Source organism: Clostridium sp. CS1-1, assembly GCF_056135525.1.
On record NZ_CM148680.1, the window covers coordinates 1,143,263 to 1,166,013 of the forward strand.

The window sequence follows — 22,751 nt, forward strand, 5'->3', positions numbered from 1 at the left end:
ATTCGATATAAAGGAGATATATCTTTGGAGGGAAGCATATTAATTTAAATTTATTAAAGATTATTACAATATCGTAAAACTGGTTCAGGTGTGTCGATATGGTGAATATAAAGCATTAAAGAGATATATGAAGAATGGGTTAGTTAATTAATCCTTTTAAATATAAATCACTTTATATGATATATTTAAAAATGATAAGATAACATTCGTCGCTTGATGAGCGGCAAATAAATGAACAAAATTCGATAACTAAAAGTTGTTGACACCAAGTATTTGTTCATGATATTATATAAAAGCTGTCAAGAAAGATTGAAGATAAAAAACATTAAAAATATTCTTGACAAAGAAAAATAGAAATGGTAAGATATACAAGCAGTCGAGTTAAATCGACATGATCCTTGAAAATTAAACAGAGTGAAAGATAAGTTAAAACTTATTTTTAAATAAACCAGCAATTCTTTGAGTTACTTTTAAAGTAACAAAACAGTAATGAGCAAGCAAACTTTTAAATTGAGAGTTTGATCCTGGCTCAGGACGAACGCTGGCGGCGTGCCTAACACATGCAAGTCGAGCGATGAAACCCTTCGGGGTGGATTAGCGGCGGACGGGTGAGTAACACGTGGGTAACCTGCCTCAAAGAGGGGGATAGCCTCCCGAAAGGGAGATTAATACCGCATAACATTAGTTTTTCGCATGAAGAACTAATTAAAGGAGTAATCCGCTTTGAGATGGACCCGCGGCGCATTAGCTAGTTGGTGAGGTAAAGGCTCACCAAGGCGACGATGCGTAGCCGACCTGAGAGGGTGATCGGCCACATTGGAACTGAGATACGGTCCAGACTCCTACGGGAGGCAGCAGTGGGGAATATTGCACAATGGGCGAAAGCCTGATGCAGCAACGCCGCGTGAGTGATGAAGGCCTTCGGGTTGTAAAGCTCTGTCTTTGGGGACGATAATGACGGTACCCAAGGAGGAAGCCACGGCTAACTACGTGCCAGCAGCCGCGGTAATACGTAGGTGGCAAGCGTTGTCCGGATTTACTGGGCGTAAAGGATGCGTAGGCGGATATTTAAGTGAGATGTGAAATTCCCGGGCTTAACTTGGGAGCTGCATTTCAAACTGGATATCTAGAGTGTGGGAGAGGAGAATGGAATTCCTAGTGTAGCGGTGAAATGCGTAGAGATTAGGAAGAACACCAGTGGCGAAGGCGATTCTCTGGACCATAACTGACGCTGAGGCATGAAAGCGTGGGTAGCAAACAGGATTAGATACCCTGGTAGTCCACGCCGTAAACGATGAGTACTAGGTGTAGGAGGGTCCAACCTTCTGTGCCGCAGTTAACACAATAAGTACTCCGCCTGGGAAGTACGATCGCAAGATTAAAACTCAAAGGAATTGACGGGGGCCCGCACAAGCAGCGGAGCATGTGGTTTAATTCGAAGCAACGCGAAGAACCTTACCTGGACTTGACATCCCCTGAATTACTCGTAATGGAGGAAGCCCTTCGGGGCAGGGAGACAGGTGGTGCATGGTTGTCGTCAGCTCGTGTCGTGAGATGTTAGGTTAAGTCCTGCAACGAGCGCAACCCTTATCATTAGTTGCTACCATTAAGTTGAGCACTCTAGTGAGACTGCCCGGGTTAACCGGGAGGAAGGTGGGGATGACGTCAAATCATCATGCCCCTTATGTCCAGGGCTACACACGTGCTACAATGGTGAGTACAATTAGATGCAAACCCGCGAGGGGGAGCCAAACTAAAAAACTCATCCCAGTTCGGATTGTAGGCTGAAACTCGCCTACATGAAGCTGGAGTTGCTAGTAATCGCGAATCAGAATGTCGCGGTGAATACGTTCCCGGGCCTTGTACACACCGCCCGTCACACCATGAGAGCTGGCAACACCCGAAGTCCGTGAGGTAACCGTAAGGAGCCAGCGGCCGAAGGTGGGGTCAGTGATTGGGGTGAAGTCGTAACAAGGTAGCCGTAGGAGAACCTGCGGCTGGATCACCTCCTTTCTAAGGAATAATAACTAGAAACTTAGGTTTTTAGTTACATTGGAATTCTGGTTTACACTCTGTTTAATTTTGAGGGATCATTTTCCTGTTGGCTCGGTAGAGCCAGCATGATAAGATGTATCTCCAATATTGTTCTTTGAAAATTGCACAGTGATAAGCGTTGAATAATGAAAATTATTTAACATAAACAAAGTAAAGCTAAAGGTATATATACCTTTGTAGAATTATGATTTAAGGTCAAGCTACAAAGGGCGCATGGTGAATGCCTTGGCACCAGTAGCCGATGAAGGACGCGATAAGCTGCGATAAGCTTCGGGTAGGCGCAAATAGCCTGCGATCCGGAGATTTCCGAATGGGGCAACCCACATAGCTAACGCTATGTACTGTAAACTGAATTCATAGGTTTATAGAGGTATACCCGGGGAACTGAAACATCTAAGTACCCGGAGGAAGAGAAAGAAAAATCGATTTCCTAAGTAGCGGCGAGCGAAAGGGAAAGAGCCCAAACCAGGAACTTGTTCCTGGGGTTGCGGACAGATCATTAAATACTGTGATTTCTTAATTGAAGAGAGCTGGAAGGCTCCGCCATAGAAGGTAACAGCCCTGTAGGTAAAAAGAATAACAGTCAGATCTGATCCAGAGTACCACGAGACACGTGAAACCTTGTGGGAAGCAGGGAGGACCACCTCCCAAGGCTAAATACTAACTGGTGACCGATAGTGAAGCAGTACCGTGAGGGAAAGGTGAAAAGAACCCCGGAAGGGGAGTGAAATAGAACCTGAAACCGTGTGTCCACAATCAGTCGAAGCAGTTTTACCTGCGACGACGTGCTTTTTGTAGAACGAGCCAGCGAGTTACGATGTGTAGCAAGGTTAAGTATTTAAGATACGTAGCCGAAGGGAAACCGAGTCTGAATAGGGCAAAAAGTTGCATGTCGTAGACCCGAAACCGGGTGACCTATCCATGGACAGGTTGAAGCGGAAGTAAAATTCCGTGGAGGACCGAACCACATTGGTGTTGAAAAACCATGGGATGAGCTGTGGATAGCGGAGAAATTCCAATCGAACTCGGAGATAGCTGGTTCTCCTCGAAATAGCTTTAGGGCTAGCGTTTTGAATGAGTAGTGGAGGTAGAGCACTGAATGGGCTAGGGGCTGACAACAGTTACTGAACCCTATCAAACTCCGAATGCCATATACTTGAATCAAAGCAGTCAGACTACGAATGATAAGATCCGTGGTCAAAAGGGAAACAGCCCAGACCATCAGCTAAGGTCCCAAAGTGTAAGTTAAGTGGAAAAGGATGTGGGATTTCTAAGACAACTAGGATGTTGGCTTAGAAGCAGCCACTCATTTAAAGAGTGCGTAATAGCTCACTAGTCGAGAGATCCTGCGCCGAAGATGTTCGGGGCTAAAACTTACCACCGAAGCTATGGATTGATACGTAAGTATCAGTGGTAGAGGAGCTTCCTGTATGGGTTGAAGTCGTACCGTAAGGAGCGGTGGACTGTACAGGAGTGAGTATGCTGGCATAAGTAGCGAGAAATAAGTGAGAATCTTATTGGTCGAAAACCTAAGGTTTCCTGAGGAAGGCTCGTCCGCTCAGGGTTAGTCGGGACCTAAGCCGAGGCCGAAAGGCGTAGGTGATGGACAATCGGTTGATATTCCGATACCACCAGTTTGCGTTATTACAAATGGGATGACGCAGGAGGATAAGATGTGCGCACTATTGGATGTGCGTCTAAGCACTTAGGCAGACTAGATAGGCAAATCCGTCTAGTTAATGTTGAGGTGTTACGGGGAGCCCTTTTGGGCGAAGTATCTGATTCCACGCTGCCAAGAAAAGTCTCTATGGAGTAAACTGGTGCCCGTACCGCAAACCGACACAGGTAGGTGAGGAGAGAATCCTAAGACCAGCGGAAGAATTGTTGTCAAGGAACTCGGCAAATTGACCCCGTAACTTCGGGAGAAGGGGTGCCACCGCAAGGTGGTCGCAGAGAATAGGCCCAAGCAACTGTTTAGCAAAAACACAGGTCTCTGCTAAAGCGAAAGCTGATGTATAGGGGCTGACGCCTGCCCGGTGCTGGAAGGTTAAGGGGAACACTTAGCTTCATGCGAAGGTGTGAACTTAAGCCCCAGTAAACGGCGGCCGTAACTATAACGGTCCTAAGGTAGCGAAATTCCTTGTCGGGTAAGTTCCGACCCGCACGAATGGCGTAATGACTTGGGCACTGTCTCGACAACAAATCCGGCGAAATTGTATTGCGAGTGAAGATGCTCGCTACCCGCGATTGGACGGAAAGACCCCGTAGAGCTTTACTGTAGCTTAGCATTGAGTCTCGGTATTGTCTGTACAGGATAGGTGGGAGACTGCGAAGCAGAGGCGTCAGCCTTTGTGGAGTCGTCCTTGGGATACCACCCTGACAGTACTGGGATTCTAACCGGCGGCCATGAATCTGGTCACGGGACATTGTTAGGTGGGCAGTTTGACTGGGGCGGTCGCCTCCTAAAAAGTAACGGAGGCGCCCAAAGGTTCCCTCAGAACGGTTGGAAATCGTTCGTAGAGTGCAAAGGCAGAAGGGAGCCTGACTGCGACACAAACAAGTGGAGCAGGGACGAAAGTCGGGCTTAGTGATCCGGTGGTACCTCGTGGGAGGGCCATCGCTCAACGGATAAAAGCTACCTCGGGGATAACAGGCTGATCTCCCCCAAGAGTCCACATCGACGGGGAGGTTTGGCACCTCGATGTCGGCTCGTCGCATCCTGGGGCTGAAGTAGGTCCCAAGGGTTGGGCTGTTCGCCCATTAAAGCGGCACGCGAGCTGGGTTCAGAACGTCGTGAGACAGTTCGGTCCCTATCCGTCGCGGGCGTAGGAAATTTGAGAGGAGCTGTCCTTAGTACGAGAGGACCGGGATGGACTGACCTCTGGTGCACCAGTTGTTCCGCCAGGAGCACAGCTGGGTAGCTATGTCGGGACGGGATAAACGCTGAAAGCATCTAAGCGTGAAGCCCACCTCAAGATAAGATTTCCCATAGCGTAAGCTAGTAAGACCCCTTGAAGAACACAAGGTTGATAGGTCAGAGGTGTAAGCATGGTAACATGTTCAGCTGACTGATACTAATAGGTCGAGGGCTTGACCTAATATATCACTGTGCAATTTTGAGAGAATAGTTCTTTCAAACAAAAAGTAACAATAAAAATTGATAGAAGCGAGCAGTTCAAGGAAAAGCTTGAGCGAGGAGCAGAGTTTACTTCAGTAAATGAGCACCACAGCGAAGGATTTGACGCAGAAATGCGAAGCTTATAGCAATTTTTGCGAATCTAGTGGTTATGACGTGAAGGTTACACCCGTTCCCATTCCGAACACGATGGTTAAGCTTCACAGTGCCGATGGTACTGCACGGGAGACTGTGTGGAAGAGTAGGTCGCTGCTAGGTTAGATATGGTTTACTAGCTCAGTCGGTAGAGCACATGACTTTTAATCATGGTGTCCGGGGTTCGATTCCCCGGTAAGCCACCAAAGAGATATCTTTTTATAGATATCTCTTTTTTATTTTATATAGGAACCTATAATTATTTATGCGTATAAAACTATAAGCACTAAACAAAAGTGATGTTAATCTTAATAAGTAAAATATTTTAAATCACAGTTCTTAATTCAAGTTTCTAACATATATATAAATAAAGCTAACTTAAAAAAATTAGGAAATTATTGATTAGTAACTAGCTTAAGTATAATTTTTTAAGTCATTACTATGTACAATAAAAATATATTTTGTTATAAAGGTATCTAAGCAGCTAATCTTTTTATACTAAGCCAAAATATTTTGACATATCTGTTTAATCTAATCTGTTACAATACATACTTTTACTTAAAGATAAAGTTTCTAAGGCTAATTATAAATTAATAGGGGGGATAAAATGAAGTGTGGACGTTGTGGAGAAGAGGTTAATTATTGGACTTCAAGCGTATTTAACACTGAGTATATTTGTAAAAAATGTAGAAAGTGTGAAAAAGAACACCCACTATATGGAAGAGCTGTGGAGGTAAATAGAATGGAATTCAGTAAAGGAAATTACTGTTTTGCTGGAATAGGATTACCAGAGGATTTAATTTTATATAGGAAATAAGTATAATATCTTTACGAATAATTATTTTGAGAGTCCCATCATTTTTTGTGATGGGACCTTTTAGTATGATTTACAAAGTTTTTCGTCAAAAATTTGATACATAGTCTATTTAATAGATTTATAAAATAAGAATCTAATGCTTACTACTCAATAAACCCGCGTTCACGCATTCCATTACTATTATTGAATCTTGCCATGCCTGTTAGCATTTTAGAGTATCCTAATTTCTTATAGAAATTTTGTGCAGTAGGGTTTGCATACAATATAATATTAATATCTATTAATTTTCTGTGGAACTCTTCCATTATTAATTTTCCTATTCCAATTTTTTGATATTCAGGTAAAACAGCAATATCATAGATAGATGCTTGATAAACCCCGTCCGAAAGCGCCCTTCCAGTACCAATCATCAATTCATTATGAAAAATGAATAATGTTAAGTAACTGTTTTTAAAAGCTTTTTCTGTTTCTTCCACAGAATGAGTGGCTAGTCCAGCTTTTTTTATTACATTACACACTTCATGCCAATCGATTCTGTTGCAATTTGCTTCAATACGATAATCCATAGTTTCCTCCAAATAGTTATAGAAAATTCTAAATTATAATAATATATATTACCACATAATTAAAATAGTATCAATTGACACGTATGAGTATGTTATAACTTTAAAGTCTACAACTTTGTTAAATTATTTTGCTATAAAAGCAAGAACTTAATTTAAAACGGAGTTCAATTATTAGAAACATACAATCGTTCGTATTTGATGTTTTGTGGTTCTTAGAACTATACGTTAAAATAATAAAAAATTTATAAAACTTAGTAACAATATCAGGTGGTTTATAATATTATATACTATAAGACATAAGAAGAAAGTTAAGAATAAACTTTACGTTATTAAGTGAGATAACTTTAAAGAATATAAGGAGGGATCTTTTATGTCAAGACGTGGATGCGGATGCAGAGGCGGACAAGATTGGTGGATAATTATACTAATTCTAATACTATGCTGTGGCAGTGGAAGAAGAAGAGGATTTTGTTAGATTAAGACTACACTAGGGAAACGATGTTTCGTTTCCCTTTCTTTATTTTAAAAAGTCATGTGAGGTGAGAGGATTATATAGTTTTTATATATTTAAAGTACCTAACTTATTATTTATTCTCAATATAAGGTTGGTGGTGCTTTTATAAGATAGTAGATTATGATTTTTATTTTATGTATACTATAAAGTAAAGATATGAATAGCTTACAAGTACGCCAGAAGCAATAAGTAAATTAAATTTCTTTATAAAATCTACACAATAATTTTATATAATGAAATAAAATTAGAATGCTATAGAGGTTCATGTAAGTCATATTGTACAGAGAAACTAAGTATTTAATATATTAGATAGAGTTATTTGTGGTTCCAGAATAAACAGGAAGGTGAATAGAATGAACAATATTTTGATAATAGAGGACGAGGAAAAAATATCTAATGTGCAAAAGGCATATTTAGAGAAAGAAGGGTACATTGTACATACTGCAGCTAATGGAATAGAGGGACTAAGATTATTTGATTCAACTGAATTTAATTTAGTCATACTTGATTTAATGCTCCCAGATATTCAAGGGGAAGAAATATGTAAGACGATAAGAAGTAAATCACAAGTGCACATATTTATGGTAACCGCTAAATCCTCTTTAGAAGATAAAATCGAAGGCCTAAATACAGGAGCTGATGAGTATTTAGTTAAACCTTTTAGTCCAAGAGAATTGGTTGCAAGAGTTAATGCGTTATTTAGAAGATTAGAAGTAAATAGTACTTCTATGTTATCTTTTGACAATGGAAATATTGAATTTGATAAAGATAGTAGGATTATAAAAATTAAAGGTGAGGAGGTAATGCTCACACCTAATGAATTTGATATTCTGTATACACTTGCAATAAATAAAGGTAAAGTATTTACAAGAGAACAGCTGATTGATAGAGTATTCGGTATGGATTTTGAAGGATTTGATAGGACAGTAGATGTTCATATTAAAAACATAAGAAAAAAAATAGAGGAAGATAGTAGAAAACCTAAATATATCTTAACTGTACCGAGGATAGGGTATAAATTCGGTGGGGAAAGCTAATGCACAGCATAAGAAGAAAGTTAAGTATTATAATTCTAATTTGCTCTATACTAGCTGCACTTTTAACCGCGATATTTGTAAATATTACAATAAGTAATAAGTTTACTAAATACATGTTAGATATCCAGAATAAAAGAAACGATAGAATAGTACAATATTTCGAGGAAGTTTATAAAAGAGATAAAAAGTGGACAAAAGATTCTGGAAGTGAGATGAGACATGAAGCGTTTATGAGTAATTACTGTATAACTCTTTTAGATGAAAATAAAAAGTTAGTATGGATGATGGATCCAAATGATATTAAAGAAAGAGATCATTTTAAGATTTTGAATAATGGTAGGAATAATGGAGTTTATAGTACAACGAATATTCCTATTAAGTATAATGGTAATAATGTTGGCTATATAGAGATAGGTCAATATTCTTCTGTTTTACTGTCTGCTGAAGATGTCAATTTCAAGTTATCTATTAATAAGGGTATTGTCGCTAGTATCTTTTTGAGCCTTCTTATTGTAATAATTATTAGTCTTTATATTTCAAAGCAGTTTTCAGTACCTATTAGAGAAGTATCAGATATATCAGTAAAACTATCCAATGGAGATTATAATCCTAGAGCTAATGTAAAGACAGATATATTAGAGATTGAAAAACTAAAGAGTAGTATTAATACTTTAGGAGAAAGACTTAAGCAGCAAGATTTGTTAAGAAAAAGGCTAGTTTCAGATATATCTCATGAAATAAGAACGCCACTAAACATTCTTCAAAACAATCTAGAAGCTATGATTGATGGTATTTTTCCTGTAAGTAATGAACAGTTAACAGCTTTAAATGATGAGGTTATTAGATTTGGTAAGCTTTTAAATAATCTAAATACTTTAAAGGAATTTGAATTAGAAACAGTTTCTATCAATAAAGATAAGATTTTTGTAGATAAGCTAATATCTTCAGTATGTGATGACTTCTCAGTTGCATTAAGTGATAAAGATATAAAGTTGATTTATAATGCAGGACATGACAGTGATTACACTATAATTGGAGATGCAGACAAACTAAAACAGGTATTTATTAATCTTTTATCCAACGCGATAAAGTTCTCAAATTATGGAGATAAGGTTTGGATTAACTTAACAAGTACTAAAGATGATATTATTGTTAGTATCAGAGATAATGGTATTGGAATTGGCAAAGAAGACTTACCTTTTATATTCGAAAGACTATATAGAGGAGATAAGAGTAGAAATAAAATTGAAGGTAGTGGAATAGGATTAACTATAGTAAAGGATGTTCTAATTCTTCATTCAGCCTCCATTAGCGTAGACAGTGAAGTTGGAAAGGGGACTAATTTCACTATAAAAATTAAGAGAGCTAGTTAATATAAGCTTGATTCTCTATCAGCCTAATGATATTAAGGTAAAAAAGACTAATTATCGAGTAAGTTTTTTGTCATATATGACGATATAACTAATATATAACAATAGAAAGTAATATATTAAAAGAGAGGAGAATTTTTAAGTGGATATTGAAATAATTATTTCTGGAGTTATTGGTGTTGCTGCAGTATATATGTTATATAAAAATATAAAAAAGAAATCTTCAGGTGGTTGTGGTTGTGGTAACTGTGACACAAAACCACGCAAGATGAGATAGAAATATATATATAAACAAGGAGTGATCGCTTTGGAGATTATAATTACTGAAAAAGCTAAAAGATATTTAGATAAAAAGAAATGCACTACTATAATATTGGATATGACAGTAGTGGGAGGTAATGCTTGTTGAAGTGGTCATCGTGCTGAGATGCAGTACCTTCCTTCTGCTAGAATGGGATTAGAGAATGAAAATGCTAATGTAGGTTTTTCAAAAATTAATAAAGATGGTTTCAATGTCTTGATATCTTTTAGATATAAGGGCATGGAAGATAAAGTAATAGTTATAGATTCTAAGAAAGTATTGTTTTCTGAAAATCTAAAAGTCATAGTAAAGTAAATATGAAATAATCCAAAAGTATTGTAGTAAAAACAGCCCTTTGTGGGGCTGTTTTTGTTAAGAGATTTATTAGTAATAAGTAGATTAAGATTATTTACAGGAATTCTATGGTTAGCTTTATATAAAATTCATTGTGAACACTTTTCAAATTAATAGAAAATTACTGATTTTCAATAAATAAATGATAGATTAGAATTCCGTTAATACAAAAAGATAATAATAGAAATAAAATTTTATATAATTACACAAGAGTTTTATAGTATAATAATTGATGTTAGCTTTAAATAAGGAGAGATTTATATGTTTGATGTTGATACATGTGTGTGCTTTATTACAAATAAGGTTGCTAAAAAGTTGGCAGATAGGATGAATGAAAGACTAGTTTTAGTTGGTTCAACCAGAGTTCAATGGCTTGTTATGTACTATTTATTGAGAGATGGTAAAATGAATCAAGGTGACTTAGGTGAAAAAATGGATATAAAAGACTCAACCGTTGTTAGATTAATAGATAGAATGGAAAAGGAAGAGTTTGTAGAAAGAGTAAAAGATGTGAAAGATAGAAGAGTTACTTATGTAATGCTAACTGAAAAGGGAAAAGCAAGGATTGAGGAATTGCTCCCAATTGGAGAAGAAATGAGCAAAATTTTTTCGGAAGATATAAGTCAAGAAGAATTTGAAATTTTTAATAGGGTTTTAAATAAGATGGCTCGAAATGCGGAAAATTAAAAAAATTCATATCACAAATGTCAATTAAGGCTATAGTAATTGTACTTTTTTAGTACAGTAGCCTTAATTAGTTATAAATAACATTTCTATAAAGTATTGCAATATTCTAAAATACTTGCTATACTAATCATGAGCAATACAAGTAAATTGATTAAGGAGGAATTTATTATGGCAAAGAATCCAAGAGAACTTTTGAATGATTTTATGGGGGGATTACAAGGCTTAGGACAAACTAATGGTGAGCAGGTAAACGCTTTCATGAACCTTTTAGGAGCTGCTTACAAACCAGGAGCTGTAGACACGAAAACAAAGGAACTAATTAGTGTAGCAATTGGGGCATACAATAGATGTGAATACTGCATAGTTTTCCATGTTTACAAGGCTTTAGAAGCAGGTGCAACTAGAGAAGAAATAATGGAAGCCGCTATGGTTGCGGTAGCATTTGGTGGAGGTCCTTCAATAGCATATAGCGTAACTTTGTTAAAAGATTCAATTGATGAATTTGAAAAGGATTTTAAATAATATACTTTTAAATATATCTAGTAGGTAGGAGAATTCTGCCTACTATTATTCTTTAGGAGGTCATTATGGATATAGAAATTAAAATTGGAAACTCATTAGGGCATGGGAAAGAGGCTAAAATTATAAAAGTTTATAATAAAGAGGGAGATATAATAAAGGTAGGCGATATTCTTTTTGATTCTGAGTCTGGAAAAGGAAATACTCCAGTAAAATCCGAAGTAGAAGGAACAATTGTGAGCATAAAAGTTGAATCAGGTGATAAAATAGATTCCAATACAGTATTAGCAGTAGTTAGTGGAGAAAGTAAGCCCATAGTAGAAGAAACAAATAATGGATTTAATTATTTTTCAAATATACTAAAGCCATTAAAAGAAGAAATTGAAGCGGACATAACAGTAATAGGTGGCGGACCAGGTGGATATGTTGCGGCAATAAAAGCTGCAAAGATGGGAGCCAAAGTTGTTGTTATAGAAAAAGAAAAGTTAGGTGGAACCTGCTTAAATTGTGGATGTATACCGACAAAGACTCTTGTACGTTCAGCGGAAGTATACGAGTTACTAAAAGAAGCAGAAGAATTTGGATGTTTTGCAGAAAATATAGGAATTGATATTAAAAAAGTCATTTCAAGGAAAGATAAGGTTGTAGAACAACTTGCACAAGGAATTGAATACCTATTAATAAAAAACAATATAAGATTCATAAATGGAAGTGCCAAAATATTAGATACTAGTACAATAACAGTTAAGGAAAAGGTGACAGATATAACAGTAAAATCAAAGAATATTATAATTGCTACTGGTTCAGTTACTAGTAGGTTAACAATTCCTGGCGCTGACCTTGAAAACGTCATTGATAGTAAAGAAGCTTTGCAAATTAGCACCCTTCCTAAAAAGATAGTTATTATAGGTGGTGGAGTTATAGGAGTAGAGTTTGCATATATTTTTGCGAATTTTGGTGTAGATGTGTCAATTGTTGAGTATTTTGATGAGTGTTTAATTAATTGTGATAAGGACATATGTAGTGAAAATGAAAAGAATGCAATGGATAAGGGCATTAGATTATATACAGGCGCTAAGGTTGAGGAAATAATAAAGACTGAAGGCGGGGAGTGTTTAGTTGCATTTATTCAAAAGGGAGAGAAGAAGTATATTTCTACTGAAAAAGTACTTATGGCTGTAGGTAGAACTCCTTATTTTGATGGAATAGGTATGGAGGAAATAGGTATAGAATTAAATGATAATGGCAGAGGAATAAAGGTAAATAGTAAAATGCAGACAAACGTACCTAATATTTATGCAATTGGTGATGTAACAAATATGATGCAACTTGCTCATGTTGCTTCACATCAAGGAATAGTTGCTGTTAAAAATATTATGGGTGAAAATTGTGATATGGATTATAATGTCGTGCCATCAGCAATATTTACACAACCAGAAATTGCAACGGTAGGTGTATCGGAGAAGAGTGCAGAAAAGTATGGTATAGACATTGAAGTAGGAAAATTCCCTCTTGCAGCTAATGGGAAGGCGTTAACCTTTGGAGAGAATAAAGGGTTTATTAAATTAATAAAGGATAAGAAAACCAGTAGAATTATAGGCGGCAGTATTATTGGAATTCATGCAACTGATTTAATAGGTGAAGTAACATTAGCTATAAAAAATAATTTAACTGCAGAGCAAATAGTTGAAACTATACATGCTCACCCAACAACTAGTGAAATAATACATGAAGCAGCTCTTACAGTAGAGGGAGGAGCAATACATTTTGCAGAGTAAAGATATAACTACAAGAATAATTCAATCTTCAAGTTATGATCCTTGGTACAATCTATCCATAGAGGAATATTTATTGAATAATGTTCAGGACAATGAAGTAATACTTTATTTATGGCAGAATAAAAATACAGTTGTTATCGGAAAAAACCAAAACCCCTGGAAAGAATGTAGATACAAACAGTTAGAAAATGAAGAAGGAAAACTTGCCAGAAGACTTTCTGGAGGAGGCGCTGTTTACCATGATTTAGGTAATTTAAATTTCACTTTTTTAATGAACAAAAGACTGTACAATTTAGAGAAACAGCTTAAAGTGATTTTGGAAGGCGTAAAGGAATTAGGAGTTGAAGCAGAGTTTAGTGGAAGAAATGATATTGTTTACAACGATAAAAAGTTTTCTGGCAATGCATTTTACTTTGATAACGGTCGTGCATATCACCATGGAACAATATTAGTGAATGTAGATTTTTCAAAACTTTCTAGATACCTTCAAGTATCAAAAGAAAAAATAATTTCAAAAGGTATCAATTCTGTTCAAGCTAGAGTTATTAATCTAAGTGATATAAATAGCTCTATAACAGTTGATAATGTGGTATCTTCACTAAAAAATAGTTTTAACAAAATTTATGGAAGCAGTCTTGGGTACTATATAGATGCAAACTTAGATAATGAAAAATTAAAAGATCTATATGAAAAATATAGCTCATGGGAATGGCGATTTGGTGAGACACCGGAATTCGATGTAAACTTTAGTAAGCGATTTTCTTGGGGAGAAATAGAGTTAGGGCTACAGCTTGACAATGGATACATAACAAATGTAAAAGTGTGTTCTGATGCAATGGACACCAATTTTGTAGATGATATCTCAATTCAACTAAAAGGTAAGTTGTTTCGTAAAGGAGTAATTCTAGAATCTATTTGTGATATCCCTTGTAAAGAACCACGTATAATTGAGGAGTTAAGAAATTGGATAGAATCTCTACAAATTTAATTTACTAAAATATTTTTTATTAATTCGATTATAATAACTATATAATATTTTATAAAAAACCTGAGATGTAATAAGTGCATTCCAGGTTCTTTTATTTTAGTTATTCTTACCACCCCCCATAAGATCCAGATAAAGTACGGCGGTAAAACAGGCAACTTAAGACCTTCAAGTCACAAGGTAACTTTATCTAGAGATGGTTTGATTGGATTTTTCTATTTTAATATTTATAAATTTCTATCACAGTATATACTCATAAAATATGTGAAGTGTAAACTTTGATAGGTTTCAAACTTCTTCATAAATTCTTTATATGAATATCATATAATTTAATTAAAGATAATTGTTTTCTAAATCAAGGAAGCATATTGGAGGAGTAAGTATGAATTGTCATGGAGATAACAAAAACAAACAAGAAAATCACAAGCATAGTCCGTTAAAGCATATACTGCATATGATTATTTGTTGTGGATTGCCTGTAGTTATCTTAGGATTATTACCAGTTATATCAAGATTTAGCCCTAGTGCTGGTAGTGTAATTGGAAAGATAACACCATTTTTATGTCCATTAATGATGATTTTTATGTTACCAATGATGATGGGCAGTAATAAAAAGGGTAGCTGCTGTGATACAAAAAAACATGATGGTGAGAGCAAAGAAATAACATAGAAATCTTATAATAAACTTATAAAGAAAAAGGAGAGGCTCAATAGAACTAAAGAGTTTCCTCCTTTTTCTTTATTTCCAATTAGATTCTATTGATGATATAATTTAAATACCATATAATAATTTAGATTATACCATCAATAGAATTGTACTAGAAGTGATACTTACTATAAAAAATAACCTACAATATTTGAAGTAAGGTATAGTTTGGTGGTTATTAAAATAAATTACAAAAGGAAGGTAGGTGAAAATCGCTAATAAATAAAGAACTTTTATAGGTAAAACAAAAGAAATTTTGTTTTATAACCATGAAAGTAAAATAATAAGAGAATATATCTATAGCCTTAGAGATTATTAGCGGTTAATATATTATGAATATAGCATTTTTTTTGACACCTAAAAGTGAAGTTGTATGTGAAAATATAAACTCAACTATGAGACAAGCTTTAGAAAAAATGGAATATCACCGATATACAGCTATTCCTGTTTTGGATGAGGATGGTAAATATATAGGGACCCTTACTGAGGGAGATCTATTATGGAAGCTTAAAAACACTCCTAGCTTAGATTTTAAGAATACTAATAAAATAAGATTAAATGGGGTACCTAGGAGAATGATAAATAAGCCTGTCCATATTGATTCCAACATAGAAGACTTGTTTCATACTTCTGTAAATCAAAATTTTGTTCCTGTTGTAGATGATAAAGGTGTGTTTATAGGTATAATTAAGAGAAGTGATATAATAAACTATTGCTACGAAAATTTTTTAAAGAAGGAATTAAAATAAGTCATATGATTATAATAATAAAAAATCTCCATATTTGCTCCACATTTATAAAATATAATAAAGTCAAATATTAGATTAAAGTAATTAAATCAATATATTTGAGGAGGAATTTATTATGTTTTGTGGATTTGGAGGTCCTGGAATTGGCACAGGGGTGGGAGTTTCAGGTTTTGGATTTGGTCCATGGATGTTTGGAATGATGGTTGTCAGGGGAGTAATATTTATAGGTATAATAGTACTTGGTATTAAGCTTATAAAGAATTGCACAACAAACTCAAATGGAGCTTTAAAAATACTTGATGAAAAATTTGCTAATGGAGAGATTAGCGAGGAAGAATATATTAAAAGAAGAACTGTTATGATACAAAAAAGTAGAATCTAAAAATTAACTACACACCCTCTAGTTTTCAAAACTAGAGGGTTGATTTATAATTATGTTGAAATAAATAAGTTTTTATTAAAGAGGTGTTAAAATTGAGTGATATAAAAAGAATATTGGTAGTTGATGATGAACCTAAAATTGTTGAAGTAGTTGAAGCTTATTTAAAAAAAGAGGGCTTTGAAGTATTAACGGCTATGGATGGTGAAAAAGCAATATCATTATTCAAAACCGAGATAGTTCATCTAGTTATTCTAGATCTAATGCTTCCTAAGATATCAGGAGAAGAGGTATGTAATAGGATAAGAGCTACATCAGATGTTCCTATAATCATGCTAACGGCAAAGTCAGAAGAGGATGATAAGATAGAAGGCTTAGCTATTGGAGCAGATGACTATTTAACTAAACCTTTTAGTACCCGGGAATTAATAGGAAGAGTTAGGGCTTTAATTAGAAGAGCTTATAGAGATTATAATCCTCTTGCTGATTACTTAACCTTTAACGATGGGGATTTAGAAATAGATATAAAGAGGATGGAGGTGAAAAAAGCTAATCAGCACGTAAATTTAACTTCTAATGAATTTAAGATTCTACTAGCACTATTAACTAATCCAGGTCAGGTATTTTCAAGGGAACAATTAGTTGGAAAGGCCTTTGGATTAGATTTTGATGGTTTTGATAGGACTATTGATAGTCATATCAAAAATATAAGACAAAAGATAGAACTCAATCCTAAGGCTCCTAAATATATTGTTACAGTTTATGGCATGGGATATAAATTTGTAGGGTAACTAAAAATTAAGCCTTAAATAGAACTAGATAATCTAACAATTGATAATTTTTATTGGTTTATAAGGGAAGCAGGAGGGGCTAGAATGAAAATGTCCTTAATGAAAAAACTATCTGTAGGTTTTCTTCTTACAGTTATAGGAGCAATACTAATTGCAAGTTTTATTTCAAACTATATGGTAGATAAACAGTTCAATAATTATTTAGTTGATGAACATAAGGATAAGGTTAATAAGATTATAACAGTTGTACAAGAATTATACGATGACAAAACCGAATTTGTAAATTTCGACAAAAATGAAGTGTCAAGGTATGCAGTTTTAGAAGAGTTATATATACAGGTTAAAGACAATAATGAAAAGGTTATTTTTGATTCAGGAAATGCTCATCTTCAGCATAAAGGTATGATGGAATCAATGATGGGAAATATGATGAAAAATGGTATGGGGAACTACTCTAATATGAATGTTGGAGAATATAAAGAAGAAACTTATTCATTAGTAAAAGATAAAAAGAATATTGGTACAATAATTGTAGGTTATTTTGGAACCTCTTATTTAAGTCAAGGAGCTTTAACTTTCAAAATGACATTAAATCATTCCTTTATGCTTTCGGGGTTCATAGCATTACTATTTGGACTTGGGATAAGTTTTATTTTAGCTAGGCAGGTTTCAAAGCCCTTAGTTAAGATAACTAATACCGCCAATGAAATGAGAACTGGGAATCTAGTTGTTCGCGCAGAAGTTAGTTCTAGCACTAAGGAGATTGAAGAACTTTCAGCTTCAATAAACTATTTAGCTGAAACTCTACAAAATCAAGAGATGCTTAGAAAAAGATTGACTTCTGATATGGCACACGAAATCAGAACACCGCTTACTACACTTAAAACCCATGTTGAGGCCTTGCTAGATGGCATATGGGAGCCAACGGAAGAAAGACTTAAAAGTTTTTATGATGAAATAGAAAGACTTACAAGCTTGGTAGATAATCTTCGAAATCTGGCGAAAATGGAACAAGCAGATTCAAAACTGAATAAGACTAAATTTAATATATCAAGTGAACTAGAAAAAGTTATATTAACTTTTGAGCCCTTATATTCAAAAAAGAATTATAATATTGTAGCAAACGTTGAAAAGAGTGTATGTGTTTGCATGGATAAAGATAAGTTTAAGCAAATAATGCATAATCTATTATCCAATGGTTACAAGTATTTAAAACCAGAAGGAAAGGTAGTAGTAGAACTTAAGAAAGAAAAAGAAGGTATCTATATTAAAGTAGAAGATGACGGAATCGGTATTCCCAAAAAGGATATATCTCATATTTTTGAGAGGTTCTATAGAACTGATTTATCTAGAAGTAAAAATACTGGAGGATCTGGAATAGGGCTAACTATAACTAAAAGCTTAGTAGAAGCTCATGGCGGAAAAATTGTCGTGGAAAGCAAAGAGGGAGAGGGAAGTATATTTACGATACAATTCCCTAAATCAGTAATTACCAAGGATATATGATGAAAATTAGTTGATAATTCTCTGTAATTAAATTCTCTAATTAAACTTATAAAGAAATTAAGATGTAATTATTATAAATAATGATACAAACAGCTGATTTAAGTGTTCCCGCTCATATTAATTGCTTGCGGCTATTGAAAAAGTTTTTATATGCTAAATAGCAGGCTATAAATGATGATATAGAAGTCGTAGATAAGAGCATAAATGTAACCATTATTTGATATTTAATAGCATTTATCGGTGAAGCTCCTGCCACTGCCAGATGGGCCAACTGCAGAGACAAAATCACCTGAGTTTACTATTAAGTTTATGTTTTTAATATTATTTCATTTCCGTTGGTATAGGATAGGTCTTTAAGTTCCAGTAGGGACAATAACAACACCTTCGAGATTAATGAAATTACTAATTATAACATTTCTACAAAATAATATTATAATTAAATAGAATTAAAGTCAATTGCACATGAAAATATTCGATTTTGAAATCTTAACATAGGTATTATAAAAGGTACAAGGAAATAAGTAAGGAAGTTCAGATTGGTTAGGCTGTAAAAAATGTTGCAGTACCTGCTGTGGTATTTATGTTAATATAAAAGATAATGGATGTGATACATATCTAATGATTGGATTTGATACTAAATGAGATAGAAGCAGCATAGTATTATCTATGAGATAATTAAATAGCATTGTTAAGAGGGAGTAACTGCCTGAAAAGGTTGATAAGGTCAACATACTGGTGTATTTCACCTGGCTTTATCGTGGCAATTTTGTCAAGTGAGACTTTTAACACAATGATTACATCGTTGTGTTAAAAGTCTTTTGTTTTTTAATTCTTAAAAAAGAGGGGGAATACAAGTGACAGTATTTACAAAGGCATTATTACTTGTAGTCGTTGCAGAGATGGGTGATAAAACCCAATTACTTGCAATGGCTATGGCAAGCAAGTACAAGGTGAAACAAGTACTAACAGGGGTGCTAGTCGCAACAATTCTAAATCATGCTATTGCAGTTGCAGTAGGAAGTTATTTAAGTTATGTTATACCAATGAATTTAGTAAAAATTATTGCTGGAATATCTTTTTTAATTTTTGGTCTTTGGACGCTAAGAGGAGATAAAATTGATGAAGATGATGAAAAGAAAGTTAAATTTGGACCTATAGTTACAGTAGCAATTGCTTTTTTCTTAGCGGAGATGGGAGATAAAACCCAATTAATGACTGTAGCGGTTTCTGCAGAAAACCAGCAACCAGTTTTTATATTAATGGGAACAACAGTAGGAATGATGATTGCAGATGGTATAGGAATTATAGGTGGTGCATGGATGTGTAGACACATACCAGAGATTTATATAAAGTGGGTGTCAGGAATTATTTTCTTATTTTTTGGTACACTTACACTTTATAGTTCATTACCTACATGGATAATAAGTCCATTATATATAGCTTTATACCTATTGATACTTGGAACATTAATATACATTATAGGTGTAAGGTTTGCCTATTATGGGCAGGCCTGTGATATAGTATTAAATAAGGATAATGCTATAATAGATGATGATAGAAAAAATGTTGAAAGCTATAATTGACTCATATTAAATAAAAAGATTGAATGTAAAGTTTAGGGTAACAAATAATTTAGTACCATAAAATAAGTTAAAACATATTTTCCCAAAAGCTACAAATGATAAATATAACAAATAATAAAATTATAAATCTAAGTATTTAACTTAAGGAGGTACTAAAATGGTTCCATCATTATTTATTAGTCATCGGATAAAAGTAGATATAAGGCTTAGACTTTTAACACAATGATTTCATTATGTTAAAAGTCTTTTTTACAAAATATAGTTAGAATTTAAGTCGATTTTACAAATGGAAGTTTGCGAAGAATTTAAGTGAAAAATCAAATTAAATTAAATTAATTTATCAATTTATTCATAAAATCTTAATATTTATCTCCTATAATAGAAAAGTGGATTTTTAGACAAAATGAACCAGAGGTAGATAGGAGAGGAATAAAGTGAGACGAAGCATAGTTTTAATAGTAAGTTTAGCAATTAGTAGTTCTTTATTTTCATCAGTTTATGCTGCTAATGTACAAGAAAATCAAAGTAAATTAAATGAAATAAATCGCTCTATACAAGATAAAAAGAATAAGTTAGAAGAGATAAATGATGCTAAAAACAATAAGGAAAAAGAACTTGATATTTTAGATAAGGAAATGGGACAAGTATCTTCTAGATTACAGGAACTGAACAAAAAAATAGAAGATCTAAATTCAAATATTAAGAAAAAAGAAAAAGAGATTGAGGAAAAAAAGAAGGAATTCGATAAGGAAGAAGAGTTATTTAAAGAAAGAGTTAGAGTTATGTATGAGTCTGGAAATACGGGATATGTAGATGTTATTTTAAGTTCAAGTAATTTTTCAGATCTTTTAAATAGAGTAGAGATGATTAAAAAGATTATGGATTATGATAAAAAACTTTTAACATATATTGAAGAAAATAAGAAAATCTTAGAGGATAATAAGCACGAATTGGAAGGTAATAAGAAAACAGTAGTAAGTTTAAAGATAGAATCGGATGAAAAGTACAAGTCTTTAAAAGCAAAGTCTAATGAGAAGAAAAGCTTGGTTGCAAAACTAGAAAAAGATAAGAGTTTTTATGAAAATATGATTTCTAAAGAACAGTCTGAATCTCAGGAACTTACTAAAGTTATTCAACAAATGAAGGTTACACAAAGTGCAAGAGTTTCTCCTTCTAGGGGAAGCAGTTCAAATAATGCATCAGTTAAAAGTAATGGTAAACTCTACAGTGTAACAGGAGGGGCGTATCCTATTACTTCACCTTTTGGTATGAGGTTTCATCCAGTATTAGGCTACAGTAGGCTTCATGCTGGCATGGATATAGGAGTTCCAATGGGGACGCCTGTTTATGCTTTAAAGGATGGAGTAGTTATTGCTGCACAATCTATGTCTGGATATGGTAATGTAGTTATGATTAATCACGGAGACATAACTTCCGTTTATGGTCATAATTCTTCTTTAGCTGTAAATGTAGGACAAACAGTAAAGGGTGGACAGTTAATTTCTTATTCTGGTAATTCAGGAGTTTCATCAGGACCACATCTTCACTTTGAAATAAGAAATTCAAGTGGACAACCTGTAGAACCAAGTGGGTATTATATAAGGTAGAATTTAAGAATAATCATATCAAAAAAGTTGCAACATATATAGAGAATAAATATCACTTTTAGAAACATAAGGAGAGAAAAATGGATAAAGAAATAAAAGATCTAGATTTAATGGTAATAGGTGGTGGTCCAGCAGGTCTTACTGCTGCCATATATGCTGCAAGGGCAAAAATTGATATGATTTTACTTGAAAATATGATCTTAGGAGGGCAGGTTAGAAATAGTTACACTATAGAAAATTATCCTGGTTTTAAGGTTGTAGCTGGTGAGAAATTAGCTGACTTAATGACAGAACAGGCCAAAGAGCTAGGCGCTAAAATAGATGGATCGAGTAAAATAATTAAGGCAATTTTAAACGATGGTGAAAAGCTTATAGAAACAAAAAAAATTATATATAGACCAAAAGTGGTTGTTATTTCTACTGGTGCAACACCGATGAAACTGCCTATTCCAAGTGAGGAAAAGTTCTCTGGCAGAGGAATACACTATTGTGCTGTTTGCGATGGAGCAATGTATGAAGGAACTACAGTGGCTGTTGTAGGTGGAGGAAACTCGGCCTTGGAAGAAGCATTGTTTCTTACAAAGTTTGCTACAAAGGTTATAATGATTAGAAGAAAAGACTTCTTCAAAGGTGAAAAAGCAACGATTGATGAGGTTTTAAACCATCCTAAAATTGAGGTTATGTATAATTGGGATTTAGTAAATGTTGAAGGTGAACAGTTTGTAGATAAGGCTTTTATAAAGAATGTAAAGACTGGAGAAGAAAGAGAGATAGGGTTAAGTGCTGTCTTTGGATATATAGGTACTGAACCAAAAACAGAGTTATTTAAGGATTATTTAAATCTTACATCAGGAGGATACATTATCACGGATGAAAGCATGCAAACTAATATAAAAGGAGTTTATGCAGCAGGTGATGTTAGAGAAAAACTCTTTAGACAGATAACAACTGCTGTTTCTGATGGAACAATAGCAGCCTTATCAGCGGAAAAGTACATTGTTGAAAAGAAGAGGTAGTTAAAAAGTTGAAATCTAAGTAAATTGAAGGGATGTCATAAACTTAAATAAGACATCCTTTTAATTTTAGCCCTTCTTTGTTTAAAAAAAGGATAACTTTTTAGGTTGTAATAGTTATTTAAAAAATAAAAAAATGATAAAATAGATTCTATGAAAATAT

Annotated in this window: 18 protein-coding genes, 1 tRNA gene, 3 rRNA genes and 1 pseudogene; 21 read left to right on the top strand and 2 right to left on the bottom strand. The window is 34.2% G+C overall.

Annotated elements, in window-relative coordinates; translation table 11 throughout:
- Window positions 1–506: 506 nt before the first annotated feature.
- From AC0N0V_RS05090 to AC0N0V_RS05110, 5 genes are all read left to right on the top strand, one after another.
- A 16S ribosomal RNA gene (locus AC0N0V_RS05090) occupies window positions 507–2,013 on the top strand.
- A gap of 235 nt (window positions 2,014–2,248) precedes the next feature.
- Window positions 2,249–5,153, top strand: a 23S ribosomal RNA gene (locus AC0N0V_RS05095).
- A gap of 179 nt (window positions 5,154–5,332) precedes the next feature.
- Window positions 5,333–5,449: ribosomal RNA gene (gene rrf / locus AC0N0V_RS05100) — 5S ribosomal RNA — on the top strand.
- Together the 16S, 23S and 5S rRNA genes with 1 tRNA gene alongside form the textbook arrangement of a ribosomal RNA operon.
- Before the next feature lie 7 nt (window positions 5,450–5,456).
- Window positions 5,457–5,532: transfer RNA gene (locus tag AC0N0V_RS05105), tRNA-Lys, on the top strand.
- Window positions 5,533–5,933: 401 nt separating this feature from the next.
- Window positions 5,934–6,143: a gamma-glutamylcyclotransferase gene (locus tag AC0N0V_RS05110; RefSeq protein WP_474462512.1), complete on the top strand. Its 210-nt coding sequence runs from the start codon at window positions 5,934–5,936 to the stop codon at window positions 6,141–6,143.
- A gap of 143 nt (window positions 6,144–6,286) precedes the next feature.
- Here the strand turns inward: AC0N0V_RS05110 and AC0N0V_RS05115 are convergent, their stop codons facing one another.
- Window positions 6,287–6,709: a GNAT family N-acetyltransferase gene (locus AC0N0V_RS05115; protein WP_474462513.1), complete on the bottom strand. Its 423-nt coding sequence runs from the start codon at window positions 6,707–6,709 to the stop codon at window positions 6,287–6,289.
- 867 nt (window positions 6,710–7,576) lie between these two features.
- On the opposite strand from AC0N0V_RS05115, the gene AC0N0V_RS05120 reads away from it, so the two are divergent.
- The 13 genes from AC0N0V_RS05120 to AC0N0V_RS05180 all read left to right on the top strand — a co-directional run bounded on the left by AC0N0V_RS05120 (window position 7,577) and on the right by AC0N0V_RS05180 (window position 18,385).
- A complete protein-coding gene (locus tag AC0N0V_RS05120) occupies window positions 7,577–8,260 on the top strand; it encodes a response regulator transcription factor (RefSeq protein ID WP_474462514.1) in 684 nt (227 codons plus the stop codon).
- Window positions 8,260–9,633, top strand: coding sequence for a sensor histidine kinase (locus AC0N0V_RS05125; RefSeq protein WP_474462515.1), 1,374 nt, complete (start codon window positions 8,260–8,262; stop codon window positions 9,631–9,633). Before AC0N0V_RS05120 ends, AC0N0V_RS05125 begins: the two co-directional genes overlap by 1 nt.
- 139 nt (window positions 9,634–9,772) lie before the next feature.
- Window positions 9,773–9,907 (top strand): FeoB-associated Cys-rich membrane protein, encoded by a 135-nt coding sequence (locus AC0N0V_RS05130; RefSeq protein ID WP_474462516.1) that lies wholly within the window; start codon window positions 9,773–9,775, stop codon window positions 9,905–9,907.
- 150 nt (window positions 9,908–10,057) lie between these two features.
- Window positions 10,058–10,246, top strand: coding sequence for a hypothetical protein (locus tag AC0N0V_RS05135; RefSeq protein ID WP_474462517.1), 189 nt, complete (start codon window positions 10,058–10,060; stop codon window positions 10,244–10,246).
- Between the two features lie 300 nt (window positions 10,247–10,546).
- Window positions 10,547–10,972 (top strand): MarR family winged helix-turn-helix transcriptional regulator, encoded by a 426-nt coding sequence (locus AC0N0V_RS05140; RefSeq protein WP_474462519.1) that lies wholly within the window; start codon window positions 10,547–10,549, stop codon window positions 10,970–10,972.
- Window positions 10,973–11,140: 168 nt separating this feature from the next.
- Window positions 11,141–11,494, top strand: a complete 354-nt coding sequence (locus AC0N0V_RS05145; protein ID WP_474462520.1) for a carboxymuconolactone decarboxylase family protein — start codon at window positions 11,141–11,143, stop codon at window positions 11,492–11,494.
- A gap of 65 nt (window positions 11,495–11,559) precedes the next feature.
- Window positions 11,560–13,269: a dihydrolipoyl dehydrogenase gene (lpdA, locus tag AC0N0V_RS05150; protein ID WP_474462521.1), complete on the top strand. Its 1,710-nt coding sequence runs from the start codon at window positions 11,560–11,562 to the stop codon at window positions 13,267–13,269.
- On the top strand, window positions 13,259–14,257 hold the full coding sequence (locus AC0N0V_RS05155) for a lipoate--protein ligase (RefSeq protein WP_474462522.1): 999 nt from the start codon (window positions 13,259–13,261) through the stop codon (window positions 14,255–14,257). Before lpdA ends, AC0N0V_RS05155 begins: the two co-directional genes overlap by 11 nt.
- 379 nt (window positions 14,258–14,636) lie before the next feature.
- Window positions 14,637–14,924, top strand: a complete 288-nt coding sequence (locus AC0N0V_RS05160; protein ID WP_474462523.1) for a hypothetical protein — start codon at window positions 14,637–14,639, stop codon at window positions 14,922–14,924.
- A 368-nt stretch (window positions 14,925–15,292) separates the two neighbouring features.
- Window positions 15,293–15,709, top strand: a complete 417-nt coding sequence (locus AC0N0V_RS05165; RefSeq protein WP_474462524.1) for a CBS domain-containing protein — start codon at window positions 15,293–15,295, stop codon at window positions 15,707–15,709.
- A gap of 115 nt (window positions 15,710–15,824) precedes the next feature.
- On the top strand, window positions 15,825–16,091 hold the full coding sequence (locus AC0N0V_RS05170; RefSeq protein WP_474462526.1) for an SHOCT domain-containing protein: 267 nt from the start codon (window positions 15,825–15,827) through the stop codon (window positions 16,089–16,091).
- Window positions 16,092–16,183: 92 nt separating this feature from the next.
- Complete coding sequence (locus AC0N0V_RS05175) at window positions 16,184–16,879, top strand: response regulator transcription factor (protein ID WP_474462527.1); 696 nt, start codon at window positions 16,184–16,186, stop codon at window positions 16,877–16,879.
- 84 nt (window positions 16,880–16,963) lie between these two features.
- Complete coding sequence (locus tag AC0N0V_RS05180) at window positions 16,964–18,385, top strand: sensor histidine kinase (RefSeq protein WP_474462528.1); 1,422 nt, start codon at window positions 16,964–16,966, stop codon at window positions 18,383–18,385.
- 112 nt (window positions 18,386–18,497) lie between these two features.
- Here AC0N0V_RS05180 and AC0N0V_RS05185 read toward each other — a convergent pair.
- Window positions 18,498–18,647 (bottom strand): annotated as a pseudogene (locus tag AC0N0V_RS05185) (ABC transporter permease); the annotation flags it as partial.
- A gap of 592 nt (window positions 18,648–19,239) precedes the next feature.
- Between AC0N0V_RS05185 and AC0N0V_RS05190 the strand changes: the two are divergent.
- The 3 genes from AC0N0V_RS05190 (at window position 19,240) to AC0N0V_RS05200 (ending at window position 22,591) form a co-directional block, all read left to right on the top strand.
- A complete protein-coding gene (locus AC0N0V_RS05190; RefSeq protein WP_474462529.1) occupies window positions 19,240–19,968 on the top strand; it encodes a TMEM165/GDT1 family protein in 729 nt (242 codons plus the stop codon).
- A gap of 434 nt (window positions 19,969–20,402) precedes the next feature.
- Window positions 20,403–21,575, top strand: a complete 1,173-nt coding sequence (locus AC0N0V_RS05195; protein ID WP_474462530.1) for a murein hydrolase activator EnvC family protein — start codon at window positions 20,403–20,405, stop codon at window positions 21,573–21,575.
- 80 nt (window positions 21,576–21,655) lie between these two features.
- On the top strand, window positions 21,656–22,591 hold the full coding sequence (locus tag AC0N0V_RS05200) for an NAD(P)/FAD-dependent oxidoreductase (protein WP_474462531.1): 936 nt from the start codon (window positions 21,656–21,658) through the stop codon (window positions 22,589–22,591).
- Window positions 22,592–22,751 lie beyond the last annotated feature (160 nt).

What these genes read in the sequence shown, in the direction of transcription:
- AC0N0V_RS05110 (WP_474462512.1), top strand. Translation starts at nt 5,934, where the DNA reads ATGAAGTGTGGACGTTGTGGAGAAGAGGTTAATTATTGGACTTCAAGC.
- AC0N0V_RS05115 (WP_474462513.1), bottom strand. Translation starts at nt 6,709, where the DNA reads ATGGATTATCGTATTGAAGCAAATTGCAACAGAATCGATTGGCATGAA.
- AC0N0V_RS05120 (WP_474462514.1), top strand. Translation starts at nt 7,577, where the DNA reads ATGAACAATATTTTGATAATAGAGGACGAGGAAAAAATATCTAATGTG.
- AC0N0V_RS05125 (WP_474462515.1), top strand. Translation starts at nt 8,260, where the DNA reads ATGCACAGCATAAGAAGAAAGTTAAGTATTATAATTCTAATTTGCTCT.
- AC0N0V_RS05135 (WP_474462517.1), top strand. Translation starts at nt 10,058, where the DNA reads ATGCAGTACCTTCCTTCTGCTAGAATGGGATTAGAGAATGAAAATGCT.
- AC0N0V_RS05140 (WP_474462519.1), top strand. Translation starts at nt 10,547, where the DNA reads ATGTTTGATGTTGATACATGTGTGTGCTTTATTACAAATAAGGTTGCT.
- AC0N0V_RS05145 (WP_474462520.1), top strand. Translation starts at nt 11,141, where the DNA reads ATGGCAAAGAATCCAAGAGAACTTTTGAATGATTTTATGGGGGGATTA.
- lpdA (WP_474462521.1), top strand. Translation starts at nt 11,560, where the DNA reads ATGGATATAGAAATTAAAATTGGAAACTCATTAGGGCATGGGAAAGAG.
- AC0N0V_RS05160 (WP_474462523.1), top strand. Translation starts at nt 14,637, where the DNA reads ATGAATTGTCATGGAGATAACAAAAACAAACAAGAAAATCACAAGCAT.
- AC0N0V_RS05165 (WP_474462524.1), top strand. Translation starts at nt 15,293, where the DNA reads ATGAATATAGCATTTTTTTTGACACCTAAAAGTGAAGTTGTATGTGAA.
- AC0N0V_RS05170 (WP_474462526.1), top strand. Translation starts at nt 15,825, where the DNA reads ATGTTTTGTGGATTTGGAGGTCCTGGAATTGGCACAGGGGTGGGAGTT.
- AC0N0V_RS05180 (WP_474462528.1), top strand. Translation starts at nt 16,964, where the DNA reads ATGAAAATGTCCTTAATGAAAAAACTATCTGTAGGTTTTCTTCTTACA.
- AC0N0V_RS05200 (WP_474462531.1), top strand. Translation starts at nt 21,656, where the DNA reads ATGGATAAAGAAATAAAAGATCTAGATTTAATGGTAATAGGTGGTGGT.